Genomic DNA, 20,067 nt, shown 5'->3' on the forward strand with positions numbered 1-20,067 from the left:
CTCATTGAAGGCCGGAAGCCGGCGGCTTGCAGTGCTTGGCGGTACTCGGTTGAAGCGTATTGGGCGGATTCAAACGGTCGTCGCAACACCAGGAGTTTGGAGGTTGCGATGAACGTTGTAAGGCGCAGATCGGCGCGGTCAGGACGAGCCCCATTGCCGTCGCCAGGACGGCCCTCTGTTGCCGGGCGCGATGAACAGAATAAATTTTGGCGGGCGATTGCCGCTGGGTTAAGCAGCGAAGATGCTGCACTCGAAGCCGGATTGTCACAACCTGTCGGAAGCAGATTATTCCGAAAGGCGGGCGGCATGCCACCAGCGATGTTCAGATCTTCGGCAAAGGCACTGTCCGGGCGGTATCTCTCGTTGAATGAGCGCGAGGAGATCGCACTTCTCAAGGTGCAGGGCCATTCCATACAGGAGATTGGACGTCGCCTGGGGCGGGCTGCTTCCACAGTCTCCCGTGAACTGCGGCGCAACGCGGCCACTCGCGGCGGCGGGTTGGAGTATCGGGCAATAACTGCCCAATGGCATGCGGATCGATCCGCCCGCCGGCCTAAGCCGACCAAGCTTGCGCTCAATGCAACCTTGCGCACTTATGTGGAGGAAAGACTTGCTGGCGGCGTCGTAGCCCCGACCGGCGCTCCCGTTCCTGGTCCCGCCGTTCCGTGGAAGGGGCGGCGGCATGGCCAGCGCAAGGATCGGCGATGGGCCAAAGCCTGGAGCCCTGAGCAGATTGCTCGACGCTTGCCGATCGACTTCCCGGACGACAAGACGATGCGCATCAGCCACGAAGCTATCTATCAAGCCCTCTTCGTTCAGGGCCGTGGCGCGCTACGCCGCGAGCTGACGGCCTGCTTGCGAACAGGGCGTGTGTTACGGATGCCCAGAGCGCGCGTACGCAGGCGAGGCAAGGGCTTTGTCTCGCCGGAGATCATGATCAGTGAGCGCCCTGCTGAAGCTGCCGATCGAGCAGTGCCGGGACATTGGGAGGGGGACCTTATCCTCGGTCTTGGCAGCTCGGCAATCGGCACGCTGGTCGAGCGCACGACGCGCTTTACGATGCTCTTGCACCTTCCACGGTTGGCGGGGCATGGCGAAGCTCCGCGCGCGAAGAACGGGCCAGCCCTTGCGGGACATGGGGCCGAAGCCGTGCGCGACGCGATCACGCGCACCATCATCACTTTGCCCGAAGAGCTGCGCCGTTCGCTAACCTGGGATCAGGGAGCCGAAATGGCTCAGCACGATCGTCTCAAGATCGATGCGGGTATCCAGGTCTACTTCTGCGACCCGCAAAGCCCATGGCAGCGCGGCACTAACGAGAACACCAACGGGCTGCTGCGGCAGTACTTCCCGAAAGGCACGGACCTGAGCATCCACAGCGCCGAAGAGATATCCGCTGTGGCAGCGGCCCTCAATGCCCGACCGCGGAAGACACTAGGCTGGAAAACGCCGGCGGAGGCGCTTGACGATCTTCTGTTATGAGTGAAAGTAACTGGTGTTGCGACGACCGTTTGAATCCGCCTTGTGTGCCGCGATCGGAATGATGGATCAGCCCGGGACCTGGTCTTTGCGCCTTGATCGCCATTCGTAATGCGGCGAGCGGCAGTTCTGCGCGCAGATGGTCGTCCATGGCCCAGCCCACGATACGGCGGCTGTACAGATCCATGACGGCCGCCAGATACAACCAGCCCTGGTCGGTCCAGACAAAGGTGATGTCAGCGAGCCAGACCTGATTGCGCATGGCGGCCGAGAAGTTCCGGCCGAGCAGGTTCGGCGCGATCGGGAAGCCATGCCCGCTGTCGGTGGTGCGGCATCGTCGCGGCCCGGCCGAGATGGCTCGAATGCCATGATGGCGCATCTGCCGCTCGATCCGGCCACGGCTTGCATGATGTCCCTGGGCTTTGAGTTCGACATGAATGCGCGGGCTGCCATAGCGGCCATGGCTATCGCGATGAACCCGCTGGATGCCTTCCAGCAGCGCTCGATTAGCCAAGGCCCGGAGGCTTTCCGGGCGCGACCGCCAGGCATAGTAGCCCGCGGGCGAGACGCCGAGCACACGGCACATGACCTTGACCGGATAGTCCGTGCGGCGATCCTCGATAAAACGGAACCTCATGTCCGGGGTCCAGCAAAGATCGCGATCGACTTTTTTAAAATGTCGCGCTCCAAGCGCAGCTGTTCGTTTTCCCGCTGCAACCGCGCAATCACGTCAGCTTGGTCCGCCGACGGCACCGCCGCTTGCGATGTGGGCGCCACGGCGCTGCCGCCGGCTCTCGCCGTGCCCTGCTCCGCCACCCATCGGCTCAGCACGGAGCCGTCAAGCCCGAGCTCCTTCGATACCGACTTCGCCGAGCGGCCGCTCGACAAAACCAGATCAACTGCCTGCCGCTTGTACTCGTCCGAATAAGAACGTCGCTGCCGTTTCGTCATCTGACACCTCTTGCTGTCTAAGCTATAGGTGTCCACCGATTTAGGGGAGGCTCAACTCTGGATTGCTTCGCTACGCTCGCAATGACGACGGTTAAAGCTACGCCGGAAATCTTGCCGCCGTCTCCTCCAGCGGCAACCGCAGTCCGTTCGCCAGATACGAGACCGTGCGGTAGAAGCCGCACAGCAGCATGATCTCCAGGATCTGCGCCTCGTCGTAATGCGCCGACAGCGCGGCGAACTCGGCGTCGTCAAGCGACGCACGGTGATGCAGCGCGTCAACGGCTGCGATCAGCGCCTGCTCGGCCGGGGACCAGCACGATGACGCCGCATCGCCCTGCACGGTCGCACGCACCTCGTCATTGGTAAGCCCCGCCGGCGCGCCGAAGATCGCGACGTGCACGCCCCATTCATATTCGCATTTGTTCAGCGCGCAGGTGCGGTCAATGACGATCTCGCGCTGGCGCAACGAGAGCGGGCCGGGATCGAGCAGGCCGGCGGCGCGAAATTTGTCCCAGGCGCGGGTTTGGCCCGCCATCACCCGGAACAGCAGCAGCGGCGGCGCACCGCGCATGATGCGGTCGAACTGCGCCTGGATCTCCGGGGGATAAGGCGGGGTGAGCGGGGCAATGCGCGGCGTGGCCTGGGACATCGGCCGCCTTCCTTGCTACATTTACTGTAGCATTACGCTACACTATTTGTAGCGACACGCAAGAGGCCGACAATGGCGAAACAGACCACTTCCAGATCGCGCGGCGTCCGTGGCTCGCGCACCGGGCGGCCGATCATGGTGCTGCTCGACCTCCTGGGACGACGCTGGAGCCTGCGGATCCTGTGGGAATTGCGCGATGCCCCCCTCACCTCGCGCGCATTGCGCACCGCCTGCGACGAGGCCTCGCCGACGGTGCTGCAGGCGCGGCTGGACGATTTACGCGAGGCCGGGTTCGTGGCGCTCGGCGAAGCCAGCGGTTACGGGCTGACGGCGCTCGGACGGGAATTGTGCGAGACGTTCATGCCGCTGCATAGGTTGGCGGAGAGGTGGCGCAGCAAGAGCGGCGCGTAAGTCTGGCGATGCCGTCCCGACAAGCTCGTCATTGCGAGCGAAGCGAAGCAATCCAGAATTTTTCCGCAGAGGCAGTCTGGATTGCTTCGCTTCGCTCGCAATGACGGGGAGGCAACAGCTACGCCGCCGCCACCGTCAGATTCGCGCCATCCACTTGCACCACCTTCACACGCGTGCCCGCCGGCGTATCGGGGCCTGCGACGCGCCAGACCGTGTCGCCGATACGCATGGTGCCGTTGCCGTCAACGATCGGCTTCTCCAGCGTGAACTCGCGGCCGAGCAACGCGTCCGCGCGCTTGTTGAGGAAGGGACTGGCGGCAATTGCATCCGGCTTCGGCCGGGCGAGGCGGCGCCACACCGGCACGGCCGCTGCGGCGAAGATCGCGAACATCACGAGCTGGATCTGCCAGGATATCGCCACTCCGAACGAGATCAGGCCGACCAGCAACGCGGCGAGCCCGAGCCAGAACAGGAAGACTCCGGGCGCCAGCACCTCCAGCGCCATCAGGATGAAGCCGAAGATCAGCCAGTTCCAGGTGCCGAGCGATACGAACATGTCGGTCATGACACGACCTCTTTGAAATGACGCATGCCCTTGTCGGAAAACCGGTGTCCACTTTTCCGGGGCATGCGCTTTACCCCTGACGCGGCGGCACCGCGGGTGGCGTGCTGCCGGTCGTCGGCACCGAGCCGCGGCGGGCGGCAGCGGCCGCGGACGCCGCGCTTTCACCGAACGTTGCCTTTGCAATCTCGCCGATGCCGGCGAGCGAGCCCAGCATGCTCATGGCTTCGACCGGAAGCATGATGACCTTCTGGTTCGGCGATTCAGCCAGTTGCCCGAACGCCTTGATATACTTGTCGGCGATAAAATAGTTCAGCGCCGCGACGTCGCCCTTGGCGATGGCTTCACTGACCATCTGCGTCGCCTTGGCCTCAGCTTCCGCCGACCGCTCGCGTGCTTCGGCGTCGCGGAAGGCGGCCTCGCGTCGACCTTCCGCCTGGAGAATTTGGCCCTGCTTGGCACCCTCGGCGCGCAGGATCTCGGACTGGCGTGCACCTTCAGCCTGAAGGATGTCGGCGCGTTTGACGCGCTCGGCCTTCATCTGTCGGCCCATGGCTTCGACGAGGTCCGCCGGCGGCACGATGTCCTTGATCTCGATACGATTTACCTTAAGGCCCCAGGGCGAGACGGCGGCATCGACCACACGCAGCAGGCGCTCGTTGATTTCGTCGCGATGCGACAACACCTGGTCGAGATCCATCGCCCCCATCACCGAACGGATGTTGGTCATGGTCAGCACGGTGACGGCTTGGGTCAGGTTTGAGACCTCGTAGCTCGCCTTGGCGGCGTCGAACACCTGAAAGAAGGCGACGCCGTCGACGGTCACGGTGGCGTTGTCCTTGGTGATCACCTCTTGCTCGGGAATGTCGATCACCTGCTCCATCATGTTGATCTTGCGTCCGACGCGATCGAAATAGGGCACGATCAGATTGAGCCCGGGGCTCAGCGTCTGGGTGTATTTGCCGAACCGCTCGATGGTCCAGTCATAGCCCTGCGGCACCGTCTTTACGCCGGCCACCAGCGTGACGATGACGAGCAAAACCAGGACAATCGCGAAAATGTCGAAACCGCTCATATTTCCTCCAAGGCGGAAAAGATTGTTGGAAAAGGCCCTTTTCCGCGCTGTCATTGGTCGGGATCACGACCCCAAGGGTTCAGTAAAGCGTTCGGTAAAGGATCCAGTGTTCAGCGGTCGTAGATGATTTCGGCATCGGCAGGATTCTACACAAGACGCCGGGAGAGGGAATGGTCGCGATTATGTATTTGCGAGGCGCTCTTGAAAGCGTGCTGGAGCAGACCTAGCGACGACGTTAACGAATCCGGCCGTGCCGGCGGTCGCAGCCAAATCCTACTCGATGACCTCGTTCGCGGTTGCGAGCAGGCTTGGCGAAAGCGTGACGCCGATCGCCCTGGCCGTCTTCAAGTTAATCGCCAGCTCGAACGTGGTTGGATTTTGGACCGGCAGGTCGGCCGCCCGCGCCCCCTTCAGGATGCGATCGATATAGGAGGCGGCGCGGCGGAGCTGCTCGGCGCTGTCGGTGCTGTAGGACATCAAGCCACCCTCGTCGACGAAGGTACGGCTCCAGAACACCGCCGGCACGCGCGCTTCATTGATGGCCGCCAGCAGAAGCGCACGGTTGGACAGGGTGAAGAAGTCCGGCAGCACCAGCAGGCCGCCGTCTTTCCGCGAAGCCAGGGCGACGATCGAGGCCGTGTCATGGATCGGCGCCGGCTCCACCGTCACATCGAGCGCGCGGCCAGCGTCCTCGATCGTACCCAGCAACAGCGGCGCGAACGGCGCGGTGGCGGGATTGTAGACCACGAAGACACGGGACGGTCTTGGCACGACCTGCGTCAGCATCTCGAGCCATTTTCCGGCCAGCGGGCCGTCGTAATCGGTGAAGCCGGTGACATTGCCGCCGGGATGGGCGAGATTCTGGACAAAGCCCTGGCTGACCGGATCGGTGACGACGGCGAAAACGATCGGGATCGTCGTCGTGCGCCGGCGCAGCTCCTCGACCGAGGGCGTGCCGACCGCAAGCAGGATGTCGGGCTTGAGCGCCACGAGTTCGTCAGCGAATTGCGCGATCCGTGCGCGGTCGCCGCCGCCGTTGCGCCAATCGATCTTGAGGTTGTCGCGCTCCTTCCAGCCATGGCCGGCAAGCGCCTGGACCAGGACCGCGCTACGCGTCTGCCCGATCGCATCGTCGGCCGCCGTGACCGAGAGCACGCCGAGCCGGCGCGTCGGCTGCTGCGCCAGCACTGAGGCCGGCAGCGCAGCGGCCACCCCAAGAAGCGCCAGAACCTCGCGGCGGTTCATGGGGCGCTCCTCGGATCCAGGCTCACTCTATCCAGCCCTGGAGTTCGCGCAGCACCAGCGTTCGGATCACATCCATGCCGGGGTTGCTGTCGTTGAGGCAGGGGATCGCGGAAAACTGCTCGCCACCATTGTGCTCGAAGATCTCGGCATTCTCCTGCGCGATCTCCTCCAGCGTCTCGAGGCAGTCGGCGGAAAAACCCGGCGTGATCACCGCGATGCGGCGCACGCCCTCTTTCGCCAGACGCTCCATGGTCTTGTCGGTGTAGGGCTGCAGCCACTCGTCGAATCCGAAGCGCGACTGGAAGGTCAGCAGCAACTTTGTCTCGTCCATCCCCAGCCGGCGGCGCAGCGCCTCCGTCGTGGCCACGCATTGGTCCTGATAGGGATCGCCCTTGTCGACATAGGCCTTCGGCATGCCGTGGAAGGAGGCGACGATCAGCTCCGGCTTGAACGGCAGGCTCGCCAGATGCGTCTCGACCGAGGTGGCGAGCGCCTCGATATAGGCTTCGTCCTCGTAATAAGGCGGCGTCACCCGCAGCGTCGGCTGCGCGCGCAGCCGCGCAAGCACGCGAAACACCTCGTCGCAGACGGTGGCCGACGTCGCAGCCGAATATTGCGGATAGAGGGGTACGGCAAGAATGCGATCGCAGCCCTTCGCAATCAGCGCATCGACGCTCGACTTGATCGAGGGGTTACCGTAGCGCATCGCCCATTCCACCGTCACCTGCTCGCGGTCCGACAGCATGGCTCCGAGCTTGTCGCTCTGCGAGCGCGTGATGGTCTTGAGCGGCGACTCGTTCTTCTCGGTGTTCCAGATCTTGAGATAGTCGCGCGCCTTGGCGCGGGGGCGGGTGCGCAGGATGATGCCGTTCAGCACCAGCTTCCAGATCAAGCCCTGATCCTCGATGACACGGGCGTCCGAGAGGAACTCCTTCAGATAGACCCGCACGCCGCGCGCGTCGGCGGTATCGGGCGTGCCGAGATTGACCAGGAGCACGCCGACGCGCGAGGGGGCGGGCTGCGTGGCCGGCATCGCGGTCTTGAGAGGGGCTAGGGTTGTCATGCCTCGTTGGGTCGCGCGTTGCCCCGAGCTTGTCAAGATCAGGCCGGTTTCGCTAGGGTCGCACCGAGGCGGGGGAGGAAAGATGACACTCGCGGAATGGTGCGTCTTCGGAGCATTGCTGCTCTATTTGGTGACGATCGTCTCGGTCAAATGGATCAGGTTTCGCGGGTTCGACAATTCACGCCCGCGCGATCCCGCCTTCTACGAAGACGCCATCGCGCAGCGCGCGCTCGGCGCCCACCAGAACGGTATCGAGACCTTTCCGTTCTTCGCCTTTGCGGTGCTGCTGGCCGAATTCCGGGACTCGCCGCAGCGCCTGATCGACGAGCTCGCGGTGCTGTTCCTGATCGTGCGGATCGCCTACGTGCTGACCTATCTCGGCAACCGCCCGACGCTGCGCTCGATCCTCTGGAGCATCGGCTTTGCGATCAATCTCGGGATATTCTTCATGCCGGCGTTGAAGCAGTTTCTGCCGGTGTGAGTTCGTGAAACCGTAGCCCGGATGGAGCGAAGCGTAATCCGGGGTCCCCTCCACGGCGGCACTGTCCCGGATTGCGCTTCGCTCCATCCGGGCTACAACACCTGCCGCTCAAAAACACGTCGTCCGTTCGGCCGCGACGTAACCCAACAACAGGCCTGCGCCGAACAGCAGCACGAGGCCGGCGGCGGCGAATTCGATGCCGCGCATGAACAGTGCGCCGCTGCCGTCGCGTCCGGCGCTCAGGCGGGCGGCGATGTCCTTGGCGGAGACGGCGACCACCGCAATGGCCGCGACGGTGATCGCGGTGCCGAACCCCATCAGCAAGGTCGCGGCGATGCCGGCCCAGAACAGGCCTTGGGCCAGCGCGAACACCAGCACCAGGATCGCGCCCGAACAGGGACGGATGCCGACGGTCAGGATCGCGGCAAAGCCGCGTCCCCAGCCACCCGGGCCGCCGAGTTCGCTCGGGGTGGGGCCGTGGGAATGGCCGCAATGCTCGTCATGGACGTGGTCATGCTGGTGGTGATGATGGGCGTGCGCATGGTGATGGTCGTGATCATGGTCATGCGGCACGCCCGCGATCGCCGGCACCGGCTGGACCACCTGGAGCGCGCGGATGAAGGTGCGGCCCTTGACCCAGACCAGGCGCAGACCGAACAGCGCGATCAACGCATAGCTCGCGATCTCGATCACGCCCTCCGCCTTGCACATAGTCTTGGCGGTCGCATTCAGCACCCAGGCCGAGATGCCGACGATCAGGATCGCCACCAGCGACTGCATCAACGCCGAGGCAAACGACAGCGCGATGCCCCGCCGGGCGGTCTCGCGATTGGCGACGAGATAGGAGGCGATCACCGCCTTGCCGTGGCCCGGGCCGGCCGCGTGGAAAATGCCATAGGCAAAGGAAATGAACAGCAGCGTCCACACCGCGGAGCCATCGGACTTCGCGGCGCGGATGGTCGCCGACATCTGCCGATAGAATTCCGACTGCTTGGCCAGCAACCAGCCGATCAGGCCACTGGCCTCGGGCTGGGCGGCTTGCGGCGAACGCGGCGCGCCGAACGGATTTTGCGCGAGGAGATCGTGGAGCGCCGCATCGGCCACGCCCACGACCAGCACAGCGGCGGCGCAAGTGAGCAGCCCACGTGCGAGCTGGGAGAGTTGCCGCTTCACGGGCAATCCACCGTGATCTTGTTGGCGAACATCATGCCGAAATTGGAATTCTCGCCGTTCATGAAGGTCTGCTCGTTGAGCTTCTGCGCACTCGCGGTGCCGTCGCTCGGCCGCTCAAGTTTCATCTGGCAGCCGGCGGGCGCGCCGACCAGCTTGACCGGATTGTCCTTGGCCATCTGGAAGTCGATGAAGAAGGAGCGGTCGAACACTTCGAGCATCAATTGCTTGGGCTTGACCGGGTTCTTCAGCGGCAGCGTGAAGTGCAGGGTCAGCACGCTATCCTTGTAGTCGAGGAAATAGTCGACCGGCTCCTGGAATCGCTCCTTCTTGCCGTCGGCTCGCGCGAAGGTGAAGTAGGCATATTCCTTCAGCGACTCGACATTGGTCTGCGCCAGCGGCCCCAGCTCCTCGCGGGTGTAGGCGCCCTTGGTCTTGCTCTCGAGCCCCTGCACCGCATAGGCCGAGAACATGTCGTCAAACGTCCAGGCGTGGCGCACGCCGGTGATGCTGCCGTCCGCGGCATAGAGCAACTCGCTGGTCGCAGTGATCCAGACATGCGGATGCGCCCGCGCCGCGCCTGCCGCGAGCGACAGGGCGACACCGAGCAGCAGCCCCAACAGGGCCCGCATGCCCATCAGGCCGCCTTCGGAGCGTCGAGCAGGCCGCGGCGACGCAAGAGCGCGTCGGGCTCCGGCGGGCGGCCGCGGAAGGCCTCATAGGCGGCTTCCGGATCGACCGATCCGCCGCTCGAGTAGATGTCATCGTGCAGGCGTTTTGCGACGGCGGGATCGAAGATGTCGCCGGCTTCCTCGAACGCGCCGAAGGCGTCGGCATCCATCACCTCCGACCACATGTAGCTGTAATAGCCGGCGGCATAGTGATCGCCGGTGAAGATGTGACCGAATTGCGTGGGACGGTGACGCAGCGAGATCTCCTCGGGCATGCCGATCTTTTCCAGCTCGCGTCTCTCGAAGGCGCGGACATCCTGCGCGGCGGAGGCCGGCTGGGTGTGGAATTCAAGATCGATCAGCGCCGAGGAGACGAACTCGACGGTGGCAAAACCCTGGTTGAATTTTCGCGCGGCCAGGAACCGTTGCAGCAGATCGTCCGGCAGCGGCTCGCCGGTCTGGTAGTGGCGGGCGAACTGCTGCAGCACCTCCGGTCGCTCCTGCCAGTGCTCGTAGAGCTGCGAGGGCAACTCGACGAAATCGGTGAACACGGAGGTGCCCGACAGCGACGGATAGGTCACGTTGGAGAGCATGCCGTGCAGGCCGTGGCCGAACTCGTGGAACAGGGTGCGGGCGTCGTCCGGCGACAGCAGCGAGGGTTCCCCATCCGCGCCCTTGGAGAAGTTGCAGATGTTGAGGATCAGCGGCGCGACCTCGCCGTCGAGCTTCTGCTGGTCCCGCAGCGAGGTCATCCAGGCGCCGGAGCGCTTCGACGGCCGGGCGAAGCAGTCGCCATAGAACAGCGCCTTGTGCTTCCCGTCCCGCGCCTTCATCTCCCAGACCCGGACGTCCGGATGCCAGACAGGCACGTCCTTGCGCTCCTCGAACGTGACGCCGAACAGGCGCGTGGCACAGTCGAAGGCGGCGGCGATCATGTGATCGAGCGCGAGATACGGCTTGATGGCGGCGTCGTCGAAATTGGCGCGCTGAAGGCGGAGCTTTTCGGCATAGAAGCGCCAGTCCCAGGGGGCGAGCTTGAAATTGCCGCCCTCCTCGGTGATCAGCGCCTGCATGTCGTCGCGGTCGGCGAGCGCCCGCGCCCGCGCCGGCTTCCAGACCCGCTCCAGAAGGCCGCGCACCGCTTCCGGCGTCTTGGCCATGGAATCCTCGAGCCGGTAGGCCGCGAAGGTCGGATAACCCAGGAGATTGGCGCTTTCCTCGCGCAGCTTCAGGACCTCGACGATGGTCGCGTTGTTGTCGTTGGCATTGCCGTTGTCGCCCCGCGCGGTGAAAGCCTTGTAGACCTTCTCCCGCAGGTCACGCCGGGCCGAGCTCTTCAGGAACTGTTCCACCGAGGAGCGCGACAGCGTGACGATGGCCTTGCCGGCCATGCCGCGTTCTTCTGCCGCAGCCTTGGCGCTGGCGACAAAACTCTCCGGCAGGCCCTGGCGGTCGGCTTCGCCGAGCTCCATGAACCATTCCTGCTCGTCGCCGAGCAGATGATGACTGAAGCTGGTGCCGAGCTGGGCGAGTCTCTCGTTGATCTCTGCCATCCGCGTCTTTGCCTCTTCGGAGAGGCCGGCGCCGGAGCGGTGGAAGCGGGTGTAGGTACGCTCGAGCAGGCGGAGCTGTTCCGGTGTCAGACCGAGATTGGCGCGGTTCTCGTGCAGCTGGGCGATGCGGCCAAACAGCACGGCGTTCATCATGATCGGATTCCAGTGCCGCGCCATCCGCAAGGAAACCTCCTTGTCGATCTCCAGGATGGCCGGGTTGGAATGCGCCGAGACGAGGTCGTAGAAGACCGAGGCGACCTTGCTGAGCAGCTTGCCCGAGCGCTCCAGCGCCGTGATGGTGTTGGCGAAGTCGGCCGCGGTCGGGTCGTTGGTGATCGCAGCGATCTCGGCGGAGTGGTCCGCGAAGGCCTGCTCGAAGGCCGGCAGGAAGTGCTCCGGCTTGATCTCATCGAAGGGCGGGGTCGCAAATGGCGTCACCCAGGCCTTCAGCAGCGGGTTGGTCTCGGAGTCCGTAGTTTGGCGGGTTTCTGACATTACAAGTCCCGATTTGTGGCTCGATTGTTGCGGCCAGCTATAGCACGCGATGGGGCTTTTTTGGGCCATTTGCCCTTGCTCCCGGCTGCCTTTTCGGGGAGATTGCGGCCCTTCAAAGCCTAGGACCCCTGAGCTCATGAACGCGACTTCCTCGTCTTCCCGTCGGATCGTCTGGCCGAGCGTCATCACCGTCATCAGCGCCGCCATCCTTATCGGCGCCGAGGTGTTCGGCGCGGCGTTTGCCGGCGGCTGGGCGCTCGCGATCCTGTTCGGGCTGGGCGAGCAGGGCACGCACATCCTTCAGGCCGCGCTGTTCGCGCTCGGCGTGCTCGTCATGACTGCCTTCATCCGCGCCGCTCAGCGCGTCGAGCCGTTCACGAAGCGCGGCTGAAGCGCGCACGCGCGCGAGTGACGCGCGCCGCACAGAAAACTTAACGCGCGTTCATCTTCCGCGTCGCTCGCGCAACACTGCGCAAGCAGATGTTAGGCAATTCTGTTCGCAGGCTAAAAAATCTCTTGCGAAGCAGAGTCAAAACACTTATGTGCGGATTGCCCAATTTCGCACGTGCCTGTGGTCGTGTGTCAGTCGGTAGGTATCCGGACAAGAGGCCGGACAGCCGCCAAGGGGTGAAGAAGCCGAGGGGCTCTTCGGAAGTGTGGAAGTCGGAAGGCTCATAGCCGGAAGACGAAAGCAAACCCGGAGCGTCCAGCATCTCTCTCAAAGAGATGCCTTGTCGAAGGTGACTTTGCTCTTTGCAACCGTGACTGGCAGCCGGAGGCGAACCGGCGCACCCCGCTCTCAACGGGGGACGCGACTTAAAGCAACGACGGATCGGGCTTTTTTGGTCTCTACCGGCAGTCCAACGCCGGCGCGGGCTACTGAAAAGGCTTGTCCTTCATTGCCAGGTGTGCGGGCGGGAACATTCCCAACCAATCCACGGCAGCACAGTCTGATCTGAGTCTTTGGCTCGTCGCGCCTCCATCGCGCGATCTGGCCGGAGCGCTCTTATCCGACGTCATTTTTTGAACGGATCCCCGTCGCTGGGCCGTTTGGGAGAGTGCTATGACCGACCGTATCCAGGAATTCCTGCGCAACCGCCGCAGCGAGGGCCTCGACACCGAACCGTGCCTCGTCGTCGACCTCGAAGTCGTGCGCGACAATTACCAGACCTTTGCCAAGGCGCTGCCCGACAGCCGCGTGTTCTATGCGGTCAAGGCGAACCCGGCGCCGGAAGTGCTGGCTTTGCTCGCCTCCATGGGCTCCTGCTTCGACACCGCCACGGTCGCCGAGATCGAGATGGCGTTGGCCGCCGGTGCGACGCCCGACCGCATCTCCTTCGGCAACACGATCAAGAAGGAGCGCGACATCGCGCGTGCCTTCGCGCTCGGCATTCGGCTGTTCGCGGTCGATTGCGCCGCCGAAGTCGAGAAGGTCGCCCGTGCCGCTCCCGGCGCAAAGGTGTTCTGCCGCATCCTCTATGACTGCGCCGGCGCCGAATGGCCGCTGTCGCGCAAGTTCGGCTGCGACCCGGAGATGGCCGTCGACGTGCTCGACGTTGCCAAGCGTCTGGGCCTGGAGCCGTGCGGCATCTCCTTCCATGTCGGGTCGCAGCAGCGCAAGGTGAAGGCGTGGGACCGTGCGCTGGCGATGGCCTCGCAGGTGTTCCGCGACTGCGCGGAGCGCGGTATCAACCTGACCATGGTCAACATGGGCGGCGGTTTCCCGACCAAGTACCTGAAGGACGTGCCGCCGGTGGTCACCTACGGGCGCTCGATCTTCCGCGCGCTGCGCAAGCACTTCGGCAACCAGATTCCGGAGACCATCATCGAGCCGGGCCGCGGCATGGTGGGCAACGCCGGCATCATCGAGTCCGAGGTCGTGCTCATCTCCAAGAAGAGCGACGAGGACGAGGTGCGCTGGGTCTATCTGGACATCGGCAAGTTCGGCGGTCTCGCCGAGACCATGGACGAGTCGATCCGTTACGCCATCCGCACCCCGCATGACAGTGCGGACATGACACCGTGCGTGCTCGCTGGGCCAACCTGCGACAGCGCCGACGTGCTGTACGAGAAGAACCCGTATCCGCTTCCGGTGACGCTCGAGATCGGCGACAAGCTGCTGATCGAAGGCACCGGGGCCTATACGTCGACCTACTCGGCGGTGGCGTTCAACGGCATCCCGCCGTTGAAGACCTACCACATCTGATCCGCCTCTCGTCTGAGGCCTGACGAACCCGGGAGCCGGCTTGCCGGCTCCCTCCCTGACATTTCGATTTCTGACGACGCCTTGGACCGGCGTGCTTTGCGCACGTCGGCTTCAAGCGGGGACTGACGCGCCATGACTGCTCTTCGGAAGACACAGGTTGACCCCACCTCGAAAGCCGCTCCGTTCGCGATCCGTGCGGAGCGTGCTGGCGACGTTGCGATGCGTGAAGCGCTGCTCGATGCGTCCTTTGGCGATAACCGCCATGGCCGCACCTGCCAGCGCCTGCGCGACGGACGCGCACCCGCAGCCGGCCTTGCGCTGGCCGCGATGCGCGAGGGGAAGCTCGTGGGAACCGTGCGGCTGTGGCACGTCAGCGCCGGAGGCAGGCCCGCTCTGGTCCTCGGACCGCTGGCGGTGGACCCTGCTTGCCGCGAGCTCGGGATCGGCGCCGCGCTGATGCAACAAGCGCTGGCTGCCGCCCGGGCGCGCGGGCATGCCGCCGTGATCCTGCTTGGCGATGCCCCTTATTACGCCCGCTTCGGCTTCTCAGCCGCCAACACCGGCGAGCTGTCGCTGCCCGGTCCGTTCGAGCGCGACCGCCTGCTGGCGATCGAATTCGAAGCGGGTGCGCTGGATGGCGCCGCCGGGATGATCGTCCCGACTGGCGCGGCCCTACCCAAACGGAGGCTAGTTCGCGGCCTCGAGGCGCGCGCGGCGTAAGGGATTGCCATGATCGCGATGACCAAAGCCGCGGCGAGCGGAGATGCTCGCGCGACCCTTTGCTTTAGGGTTGCGCGGGCCTGAGAAACGCCCTTTAACCCGCCAAACGCCCCCTTCAGTCGAGGCCCAAGACCATGTCCCGTCGCCTGATCTCCACCGGCTCTCCGCTTGAGAAGACCGTCGGCTACAGCCGCGCCGTGATCGACGGCGAGTTCGCCTTCGTCGCGGGCACCACCGGCTATGACTACACGACGATGGCCATGCCGGCCGATGTCACGAGCCAGTCACGCAACTGCTTCAAGACCATCGAAGCCGCCCTGCAGGAGGGCGGATTCGAGATGGCCGATATCGTCCGCGCGACCTATTACGTCACCGACGCTAGCTATATCGATGCCCATTTCGCCGTCTGCGGCGAGGTTCTCGGTGACATCAGGCCGGCCGCGACCTTGGTGGTCGTCAGCGGCCTCGCCAAGCCCGAGATGAAGGTCGAGATCGAAGTCACCGCCAAGCGCCGTAGCGCTTGATCCACCCACCCTTTGTCCGCCAGCACGTTCCGGAGAAACCATCCCATGAGCCCCGCCTCGCAGATCTACGCGAAGATCACTGGTCCCATCGTCATGGTCGGCTTCGGCTCCATCGGGAAAGGCACGTTGCCGCTGATCGAGCGGCATCTCGATTACGACAAGTCGCGCGTCACCGTGATCGATCCCAAGGACGAGGGCCGCAAGGCGCATTGCGAGAAGCACAATGTGCGTTTCATCCAGAAGGCCGTGACCAGGGACAATTATCGCGAGTTGCTGACCCCGCTGCTCACTGAGGGCGGCGGCCAGGGCTTTTGCGTCAATCTCTCGGTCGATACCGGTTCCACCGACATCATGGAGCTCTGCAACGAGCTCGGCGCTCTCTATATCGACACCGTCAACGAGCCCTGGCTCGGCTTCTATTTCGACTCCTCGAAAGGCCCGGAAGCGCGCTCCAATTACGCCCTTCGCGAAGCGACGCTGGCTGCCAAGAAGGCGCGCCCTGCAGGCTCGACGACGGCGGTCTCCTGCTGTGGCGCCAATCCCGGCATGGTCTCGTTTTTCGTGAAGCAGGCGCTGCTCAATGTCGCCGCCGATCTGAAGCTCAATGCCCCCAAGCCGAAAACCAAAGCCGAATGGGCGGACTTGATGCGACAGGCCGGCATCAAGGGCATCCACATCGCTGAACGCGACACCCAGCGCTCCAAGAAGCCGAAAGAGCCGGATGTCTTCGTCAACACCTGGTCGGTGGAAGGTTTTCTGTCGGAAGGCGTGCAGCCATCAGAACTCGGCTGGGGCACCCATGAAAAATGGATGCCCGAAAATGCGCGGACTCACGAAGCCGGCTGTGGCGCTGCCATCTATCTGATGCAGCCCGGCGCCAACACGCGCGTGCGCACCTGGTGCCCGACCCGCGGCGCGCAGTATGGCTTCCTCGTCACCCACAACGAGTCGATCTCGATCGCCGACTATTTCACCGTGCGCGACGCATCGGGCACGGCGGTGTACCGTCCGACCTGCCACTATGCCTATCATCCGGCTGACGACGCCGTGCTGTCACTGCATGAAATGTTCGGCCGCGCCGCGAAGATGCAGGAGAAGCACCACATCCTCGACGAGAACGAGATCGTCGACGGTATCGACGAACTCGGCGTGCTGCTGTTCGGCCATGACAACAATGCCTATTGGTACGGCTCGCAGCTCTCCATCGAAGAGACCCGCAAGCTCGCGCCCTACCAGAACGCCACTGGCCTGCAAGTGACCTCCGCCGTGCTCGGCGGCATGGTGTGGGCGCTCGAAAACCCGAAGGAAGGCATCGTCGAAGCCGACGAGATGGATTTCGATCGCCTGCTGGAAATTCAGCTGCCGTATCTCGGCCCGGTGAAGGGGTTTTATACCGACTGGACGCCGCTGACGGATCGTCCGGGACTGTTTCCGGAGGATATCGATACGTCAGATCCGTGGCAGTTCCGGAACGTTCTGGTGCGGTGAGAGCCGTCACCCAACTCTCCGCTCGTCATTCCGAGGCGCGCCACTTGGCGCGAGCCCGGAATGACAGGGGAGCCTACTTCCTCTCAATCGGCGGCGCGATCTTCTCGGCTGGCGCTGGCGGCAATGCTGGTTTAGCCGCACCGGCAGCCCCTTGCGTCTGTGGGTCGGGTCGCGCCGGCTCTGGGGCGGGCGTGGTCGGCCGGTCGCCGCCGGGCTTGGCTTCCGCGGGCTTGTTCTGATCGTCGGACGGCGTGCCCTGAAGGGGTTGCGTCGCCTGGGCCGTCTGCATCCGGGTCTCGGCGCGGATTTGCGCCAGCGACATGCCTGACACTACGACGCCTGCCGCGAACAGCGAGCAGGCAACCATCAGGTCGAGCTTCAGTCTGCGCTTGTCATATTGGCCGGGCATGTCGATCACCGCCTTTGTCCAGGGGATCAACGAAATCGCCGGTCTGCGGTTCCCTGCCCGTGACGGCCGGAACTCGACGCCTGCGCGCTCAATCCGTGGTGCTGACTTCCCAGGTGGCGTGGCGGACGCCGGGCAGGTGCTGGAGATCGGTCGCCACCGCATTCAGCTCGTTCGGATCGACGGCGCTCGCGACCAGCTTTGCCACGATCGCGATCAAATCATCCCCGGTTTCGACCATTTCGATATCGGCCACCAGATATTTTGCGCCCTCGAGCTTCTCGACGAGCCGGTCGCGCATGTCGGGCAAGGCGTCCGGTGCGACCGCGAGTTTGAAGTAATAGGTCGCCTCGGAAGTCTTCTCGTTCAGCGGGATGCGGTTGATGGCGTTGACCAATGGCCGCAGCATGGTGTTGCCGGCAATCACGAACACCGTTAGCGCCGCCGCCTGGGCGATCATGTCCGCGCCGGCGCAGGAGCCGACCGCGGCCGAAGCCCATAGCGTCGCCGCGGTATTGAGCCCGCGCACGTCCATGCCCTGCTTCATGATGACGCCGGCGCCGAGAAAGCCGATGCCCGAGACGACGTAGGAGATCACCCGCACCGCGCCGTCGGCGCCGGTCAGGTGCATGGCGAGATCGACGAAGGCGGCGGCGCCGACCGCGACCAGCACGTTCGTACGCAGGCCCGCGGTGCGCTGGCGGTACTGCCGCTCGGCACCGATCAGCGTGCCCAGCACGAAGGCCGTGAACAGACTGACCAGCGTGTCCGCAAAGTCAGCGATCTGGAAGGTCGTCAGAAACCGCATGGCCCCATCTACGGCCGGAACGATGACAGATCAAAGCTCCAGCAGCCCGCCATCCCCATTTTCGTCGGCGAACGCCAGCAGCGTCCCCTTGGCGTTCCAGGCGAGCGCGGCCACCGGCGGCGTGCCATTGCGGCGGACAAGGATCTCGGCGCCGTCCTCCAGACGCACCATCAGCACGGTGCCGTCGCTATAGCCGGCGGCGAAGATGTCGTTCCTGGGATGGCATGCGACGACCGACACGCGCGCCTGGAGCGGCGCGAGCATCGCGGGCTCCTTGCCCATCGGGCCGTCCTTGCTGGCAAACGGCCACAGGATCACCGTGTCGGCGCCCGAGGTCGCCAGCGCCTTGCCGCCCGCGCTCCACGACATCGAGCGGACGCGGCCGGGATAGCCGGTCATACGCATGTGCCTGTTGTCGGCAAGCCGCCACCCGTGCAGCGCGGATTCGTGCATCGTGGTGACCAGGAATTTGTTGTCCGGGCTGAAGGTGACGCCGAGATGCGAGCCAGCCCAGGGCAGGAATTCGGCCGATCCCGCCATGTTGGGAAACCACAGCGTCGCGCCGTTGTAATGGGCGATCGCGAGACGCTGGCCCTTCGGCGCAAACGCGAGGCCGCCAACGGTTGAGGGCACCTCAAGCGACTTCTCCTCGCTCTTGCCGCTCCTGAAGAAAGCGGTCTTGCCGGCCGACCAGGCGTAGGCACCGTCCGGATGCAGCGCCACCGCATCGATCCAGCGCCGTTTCGGGTCGCTCGCAAGCAGCGTCACCTCGCCCTTGGCGTCGAGCGACACGACTTTTCCATCGTCGCCGCCCATCACGAGGCGCTTGCCATCGGAGGCGGCCGAGAGAATGCCGCCGCTGTGCACGGCGACCTTGCTGATCTCGCCCTGGCCATCCACGAACGCGACATTCTCCTCGCCGCCGACGAAGGCAGCGCGGGGCCCAAGGAAATGCACGGAGGTCACGACCATGCTGAGCGCGAGCGGCTTGACGCGCTCGGTGACGGAGACGATCGAGGCGGAATCGGCGGGCGGCGTAAACTCTTTCATCACGAGACGATGCAGCTCTCAAAACCCTGGCGAATGAGATCTTGCGGCAATTCGCGGCCGATGAAGACGAGGCGGCTCTCGCGCGGCTCGCCGTCCTTCCACTTCCGCTGGTGGTTGCCCTCCAGCATCATGTGGACGCCCTGGAAGACGTAACGGTCGTCGTCGTCGTGGAAGGCGAGGATGCCCTTGGAGCGCAGGATCTTGCCGCCCTCCACCTGCACCAGATTCTGGAGCCAGGGCATGAACACGTTGGGATCGAGCGGCTTGTCGGTCTTGAGCGACAGCGATTGCATATCCTCGTCGTGATAGTGCTTCAGGCCGTGGCCGTGATCATGATCGTGATGATGGTCGTGGCCGTGGTGATGATGATCATGGTCGTGGTCATGATCATCGGCATTCAGGAAGTCCGGCTCGATGTCGAGGATGCGATCGAGGTCGAAGGCGCCGCGGTCGAGCACGTCGGCCAAAGCCACCGAGCAGCGCTCGGTGCGGTGCAGCTTCGCATAGGGGTTGATGGCACGGATGCGGGCCTCGACCTCGGCAAGCTCGCCCTTGGTGACGAGATCGGTCTTGTTCAGCACGATGACGTCGGCAAAGGCGATCTGGTTCTTGGCCTCGGGCGCGTCCTTGAGACGGTCGGACAGCCATTTTGCGTCCGCAACCGTGACCACCGCATCGAGACGCGCGTTCTTCTGCACGTCCTCGTCGACGAAGAAGGTCTGGGCCACCGGTGCCGGATCGGCAAGACCGGTGGTCTCGACGATGATGGCGTCGAACTTGCCCTTGCGCTTCATCAGGCCTTCCATGATGCGCACGAGATCGCCACGCACGGTGCAGCAGATGCAGCCGTTGTTCATCTCGAACACTTCCTCATCGGCGCCGATGATGAGGTCGTTGTCGATGCCGATCTCGCCGAATTCGTTGACGATGACGGCGTACTTCTTGCCGTGGTTTTCCGACAGGATGCGGTTCAACAGCGTGGTCTTGCCGGCACCGAGATAGCCGGTCAGGACGGTCACGGGAATTTTTGGGGCGGTCGCTTCAGACATAACAACTCCGG

The 20,067-nt window shown here is 64.3% G+C and carries 22 protein-coding genes; 8 read left to right on the top strand and 14 right to left on the bottom strand.

All coding sequences use genetic code 11. The features are described 5' to 3' along the window. Positions 1-108 precede the first annotated feature (108 nt). The gene (locus BRA1253DRAFT_RS19505) at positions 109-1,482 is read left to right on the top strand and encodes an IS30 family transposase (protein WP_007597145.1); all 1,374 of its coding nucleotides are present in this window, start codon (positions 109-111) and stop codon (positions 1,480-1,482) included. On the opposite strand, the gene BRA1253DRAFT_RS41650 is transcribed toward BRA1253DRAFT_RS19505, so the two are convergent. The 3 genes from BRA1253DRAFT_RS41650 to BRA1253DRAFT_RS19515 form a co-directional block, all read right to left on the bottom strand. Continuing rightward, positions 1,412-2,116 carry an IS3 family transposase gene (locus BRA1253DRAFT_RS41650; RefSeq protein ID WP_157158736.1) on the bottom strand — a complete coding sequence of 235 codons (705 nt, stop codon included), beginning with the start codon at positions 2,114-2,116 and terminating at the stop codon, positions 1,412-1,414. The two genes, BRA1253DRAFT_RS19505 and BRA1253DRAFT_RS41650, sit on opposite strands and share 71 nt — an antisense overlap. Then, a complete protein-coding gene (locus BRA1253DRAFT_RS41655; RefSeq protein ID WP_007593706.1) occupies positions 2,113-2,430 on the bottom strand; it encodes a transposase in 318 nt (105 codons plus the stop codon). Before BRA1253DRAFT_RS41655 ends, BRA1253DRAFT_RS41650 begins: the two co-directional genes overlap by 4 nt. A 97-nt stretch (positions 2,431-2,527) precedes the next feature. Further along, the gene (locus BRA1253DRAFT_RS19515) at positions 2,528-3,079 is read right to left on the bottom strand and encodes a carboxymuconolactone decarboxylase family protein (RefSeq protein WP_007597148.1); all 552 of its coding nucleotides are present in this window, start codon (positions 3,077-3,079) and stop codon (positions 2,528-2,530) included. A gap of 72 nt (positions 3,080-3,151) precedes the next feature. Here BRA1253DRAFT_RS19515 and BRA1253DRAFT_RS19520 point away from each other — a divergent pair, with 72 nt between their 5' ends. Further along, the gene (locus BRA1253DRAFT_RS19520) at positions 3,152-3,490 is read left to right on the top strand and encodes a helix-turn-helix domain-containing protein (RefSeq protein WP_007597149.1); all 339 of its coding nucleotides are present in this window, start codon (positions 3,152-3,154) and stop codon (positions 3,488-3,490) included. Positions 3,491-3,608: 118 nt separating this feature from the next. On the opposite strand, the gene BRA1253DRAFT_RS19525 is transcribed toward BRA1253DRAFT_RS19520, so the two are convergent. From BRA1253DRAFT_RS19525 to hemH, 4 genes are all read right to left on the bottom strand, one after another. After that, positions 3,609-4,055, bottom strand: a complete 447-nt coding sequence (locus tag BRA1253DRAFT_RS19525) for an NfeD family protein (RefSeq protein WP_007597152.1) — start codon at positions 4,053-4,055, stop codon at positions 3,609-3,611. A gap of 70 nt (positions 4,056-4,125) precedes the next feature. Further along, positions 4,126-5,127, bottom strand: a complete 1,002-nt coding sequence (locus BRA1253DRAFT_RS19530) for an SPFH domain-containing protein (RefSeq protein WP_007597153.1) — start codon at positions 5,125-5,127, stop codon at positions 4,126-4,128. A gap of 273 nt (positions 5,128-5,400) precedes the next feature. Next, positions 5,401-6,372 (bottom strand): ABC transporter substrate-binding protein, encoded by a 972-nt coding sequence (locus BRA1253DRAFT_RS19535; protein ID WP_007597155.1) that lies wholly within the window; start codon positions 6,370-6,372, stop codon positions 5,401-5,403. 22 nt (positions 6,373-6,394) lie between these two features. Beyond that, the gene (hemH, locus tag BRA1253DRAFT_RS19540; RefSeq protein WP_007597157.1) at positions 6,395-7,435 is read right to left on the bottom strand and encodes a ferrochelatase; all 1,041 of its coding nucleotides are present in this window, start codon (positions 7,433-7,435) and stop codon (positions 6,395-6,397) included. Between the two features lie 82 nt (positions 7,436-7,517). Between hemH and BRA1253DRAFT_RS19545 the strand changes: the two genes are divergently transcribed. Beyond that, positions 7,518-7,916: an MAPEG family protein gene (locus BRA1253DRAFT_RS19545; protein ID WP_007597158.1), complete on the top strand. Its 399-nt coding sequence runs from the start codon at positions 7,518-7,520 to the stop codon at positions 7,914-7,916. Positions 7,917-8,024: 108 nt separating this feature from the next. Here BRA1253DRAFT_RS19545 and BRA1253DRAFT_RS19550 read toward each other — a convergent pair whose 3' ends face one another. From BRA1253DRAFT_RS19550 to BRA1253DRAFT_RS19560, 3 genes are read right to left on the bottom strand one after another with little or no spacing between them, the layout of a single operon-like run. Further along, complete coding sequence (locus BRA1253DRAFT_RS19550; protein ID WP_007597160.1) at positions 8,025-9,089, bottom strand: nickel/cobalt transporter; 1,065 nt, start codon at positions 9,087-9,089, stop codon at positions 8,025-8,027. Next, the gene (locus tag BRA1253DRAFT_RS19555; RefSeq protein WP_007597162.1) at positions 9,086-9,724 is read right to left on the bottom strand and encodes a DUF1007 family protein; all 639 of its coding nucleotides are present in this window, start codon (positions 9,722-9,724) and stop codon (positions 9,086-9,088) included. Before BRA1253DRAFT_RS19555 ends, BRA1253DRAFT_RS19550 begins: the two co-directional genes overlap by 4 nt. Continuing rightward, complete coding sequence (locus tag BRA1253DRAFT_RS19560; protein WP_007597164.1) at positions 9,724-11,805, bottom strand: M3 family metallopeptidase; 2,082 nt, start codon at positions 11,803-11,805, stop codon at positions 9,724-9,726. The genes BRA1253DRAFT_RS19555 and BRA1253DRAFT_RS19560 overlap by 1 nt, the downstream gene beginning before the upstream one ends. A gap of 136 nt (positions 11,806-11,941) precedes the next feature. On the opposite strand from BRA1253DRAFT_RS19560, the gene BRA1253DRAFT_RS19565 reads away from it, so the two are divergent. The 5 genes from BRA1253DRAFT_RS19565 to BRA1253DRAFT_RS19585 all read left to right on the top strand — a co-directional run bounded on the left by BRA1253DRAFT_RS19565 (position 11,942) and on the right by BRA1253DRAFT_RS19585 (position 16,743). Continuing rightward, complete coding sequence (locus BRA1253DRAFT_RS19565; RefSeq protein WP_007597166.1) at positions 11,942-12,196, top strand: hypothetical protein; 255 nt, start codon at positions 11,942-11,944, stop codon at positions 12,194-12,196. A 672-nt stretch (positions 12,197-12,868) separates the two neighbouring features. Beyond that, positions 12,869-14,011 carry a type III PLP-dependent enzyme gene (locus tag BRA1253DRAFT_RS19570; protein ID WP_007597167.1) on the top strand — a complete coding sequence of 381 codons (1,143 nt, stop codon included), beginning with the start codon at positions 12,869-12,871 and terminating at the stop codon, positions 14,009-14,011. A 132-nt stretch (positions 14,012-14,143) separates the two neighbouring features. Continuing rightward, on the top strand, positions 14,144-14,731 hold the full coding sequence (locus BRA1253DRAFT_RS19575) for a GNAT family N-acetyltransferase (protein ID WP_007597169.1): 588 nt from the start codon (positions 14,144-14,146) through the stop codon (positions 14,729-14,731). Between the two features lie 134 nt (positions 14,732-14,865). Further along, positions 14,866-15,255: a RidA family protein gene (locus BRA1253DRAFT_RS19580; RefSeq protein WP_007597171.1), complete on the top strand. Its 390-nt coding sequence runs from the start codon at positions 14,866-14,868 to the stop codon at positions 15,253-15,255. 45 nt (positions 15,256-15,300) lie between these two features. Continuing rightward, a complete protein-coding gene (locus tag BRA1253DRAFT_RS19585; protein ID WP_007597173.1) occupies positions 15,301-16,743 on the top strand; it encodes a homospermidine synthase in 1,443 nt (480 codons plus the stop codon). A 73-nt stretch (positions 16,744-16,816) separates the two neighbouring features. Here the strand turns inward: BRA1253DRAFT_RS19585 and BRA1253DRAFT_RS44545 are convergent, their stop codons facing one another. The 4 genes from BRA1253DRAFT_RS44545 to BRA1253DRAFT_RS19605 form a co-directional block, all read right to left on the bottom strand. Continuing rightward, positions 16,817-17,152, bottom strand: coding sequence for a hypothetical protein (locus BRA1253DRAFT_RS44545; RefSeq protein ID WP_007597175.1), 336 nt, complete (start codon positions 17,150-17,152; stop codon positions 16,817-16,819). A gap of 88 nt (positions 17,153-17,240) precedes the next feature. Next, positions 17,241-17,957 carry an MgtC/SapB family protein gene (locus BRA1253DRAFT_RS19595; protein ID WP_007597176.1) on the bottom strand — a complete coding sequence of 239 codons (717 nt, stop codon included), beginning with the start codon at positions 17,955-17,957 and terminating at the stop codon, positions 17,241-17,243. Between the two features lie 30 nt (positions 17,958-17,987). Further along, on the bottom strand, positions 17,988-19,007 hold the full coding sequence (locus BRA1253DRAFT_RS19600; RefSeq protein WP_007597177.1) for a WD40 repeat domain-containing protein: 1,020 nt from the start codon (positions 19,005-19,007) through the stop codon (positions 17,988-17,990). Further along, a complete protein-coding gene (locus BRA1253DRAFT_RS19605) occupies positions 19,007-20,056 on the bottom strand; it encodes a GTP-binding protein (protein ID WP_007597188.1) in 1,050 nt (349 codons plus the stop codon). The genes BRA1253DRAFT_RS19600 and BRA1253DRAFT_RS19605 overlap by 1 nt, the downstream gene beginning before the upstream one ends. Positions 20,057-20,067: the final 11 nt, after the last annotated feature.

The sequence above is a fragment of the Bradyrhizobium sp. WSM1253 genome, from assembly GCF_000244935.1.
Classification (GTDB): Bacteria; Pseudomonadota; Alphaproteobacteria; order Rhizobiales; family Xanthobacteraceae; genus Bradyrhizobium; species Bradyrhizobium canariense.

Coding starts and splice junctions, on each gene's coding strand:
- BRA1253DRAFT_RS19505 (WP_007597145.1), top strand. CDS start 109: ATGAACGTTGTAAGGCGCAGATCGGCGCGGTCAGGACGAGCCCCATTG.
- BRA1253DRAFT_RS41650 (WP_157158736.1), bottom strand. CDS start 2,116: ATGAGGTTCCGTTTTATCGAGGATCGCCGCACGGACTATCCGGTCAAG.
- BRA1253DRAFT_RS41655 (WP_007593706.1), bottom strand. CDS start 2,430: ATGACGAAACGGCAGCGACGTTCTTATTCGGACGAGTACAAGCGGCAG.
- BRA1253DRAFT_RS19515 (WP_007597148.1), bottom strand. CDS start 3,079: ATGTCCCAGGCCACGCCGCGCATTGCCCCGCTCACCCCGCCTTATCCC.
- BRA1253DRAFT_RS19520 (WP_007597149.1), top strand. CDS start 3,152: ATGGCGAAACAGACCACTTCCAGATCGCGCGGCGTCCGTGGCTCGCGC.
- BRA1253DRAFT_RS19525 (WP_007597152.1), bottom strand. CDS start 4,055: ATGACCGACATGTTCGTATCGCTCGGCACCTGGAACTGGCTGATCTTC.
- BRA1253DRAFT_RS19530 (WP_007597153.1), bottom strand. CDS start 5,127: ATGAGCGGTTTCGACATTTTCGCGATTGTCCTGGTTTTGCTCGTCATC.
- BRA1253DRAFT_RS19535 (WP_007597155.1), bottom strand. CDS start 6,372: ATGAACCGCCGCGAGGTTCTGGCGCTTCTTGGGGTGGCCGCTGCGCTG.
- hemH (WP_007597157.1), bottom strand. CDS start 7,435: ATGACAACCCTAGCCCCTCTCAAGACCGCGATGCCGGCCACGCAGCCC.
- BRA1253DRAFT_RS19545 (WP_007597158.1), top strand. CDS start 7,518: ATGACACTCGCGGAATGGTGCGTCTTCGGAGCATTGCTGCTCTATTTG.
- BRA1253DRAFT_RS19555 (WP_007597162.1), bottom strand. CDS start 9,724: ATGGGCATGCGGGCCCTGTTGGGGCTGCTGCTCGGTGTCGCCCTGTCG.
- BRA1253DRAFT_RS19560 (WP_007597164.1), bottom strand. CDS start 11,805: ATGTCAGAAACCCGCCAAACTACGGACTCCGAGACCAACCCGCTGCTG.
- BRA1253DRAFT_RS19565 (WP_007597166.1), top strand. CDS start 11,942: ATGAACGCGACTTCCTCGTCTTCCCGTCGGATCGTCTGGCCGAGCGTC.
- BRA1253DRAFT_RS19570 (WP_007597167.1), top strand. CDS start 12,869: ATGACCGACCGTATCCAGGAATTCCTGCGCAACCGCCGCAGCGAGGGC.
- BRA1253DRAFT_RS19575 (WP_007597169.1), top strand. CDS start 14,144: ATGACTGCTCTTCGGAAGACACAGGTTGACCCCACCTCGAAAGCCGCT.
- BRA1253DRAFT_RS19580 (WP_007597171.1), top strand. CDS start 14,866: ATGTCCCGTCGCCTGATCTCCACCGGCTCTCCGCTTGAGAAGACCGTC.
- BRA1253DRAFT_RS19585 (WP_007597173.1), top strand. CDS start 15,301: ATGAGCCCCGCCTCGCAGATCTACGCGAAGATCACTGGTCCCATCGTC.
- BRA1253DRAFT_RS44545 (WP_007597175.1), bottom strand. CDS start 17,152: ATGCCCGGCCAATATGACAAGCGCAGACTGAAGCTCGACCTGATGGTT.
- BRA1253DRAFT_RS19595 (WP_007597176.1), bottom strand. CDS start 17,957: ATGCGGTTTCTGACGACCTTCCAGATCGCTGACTTTGCGGACACGCTG.
- BRA1253DRAFT_RS19600 (WP_007597177.1), bottom strand. CDS start 19,007: ATGAAAGAGTTTACGCCGCCCGCCGATTCCGCCTCGATCGTCTCCGTC.
- BRA1253DRAFT_RS19605 (WP_007597188.1), bottom strand. CDS start 20,056: ATGTCTGAAGCGACCGCCCCAAAAATTCCCGTGACCGTCCTGACCGGC.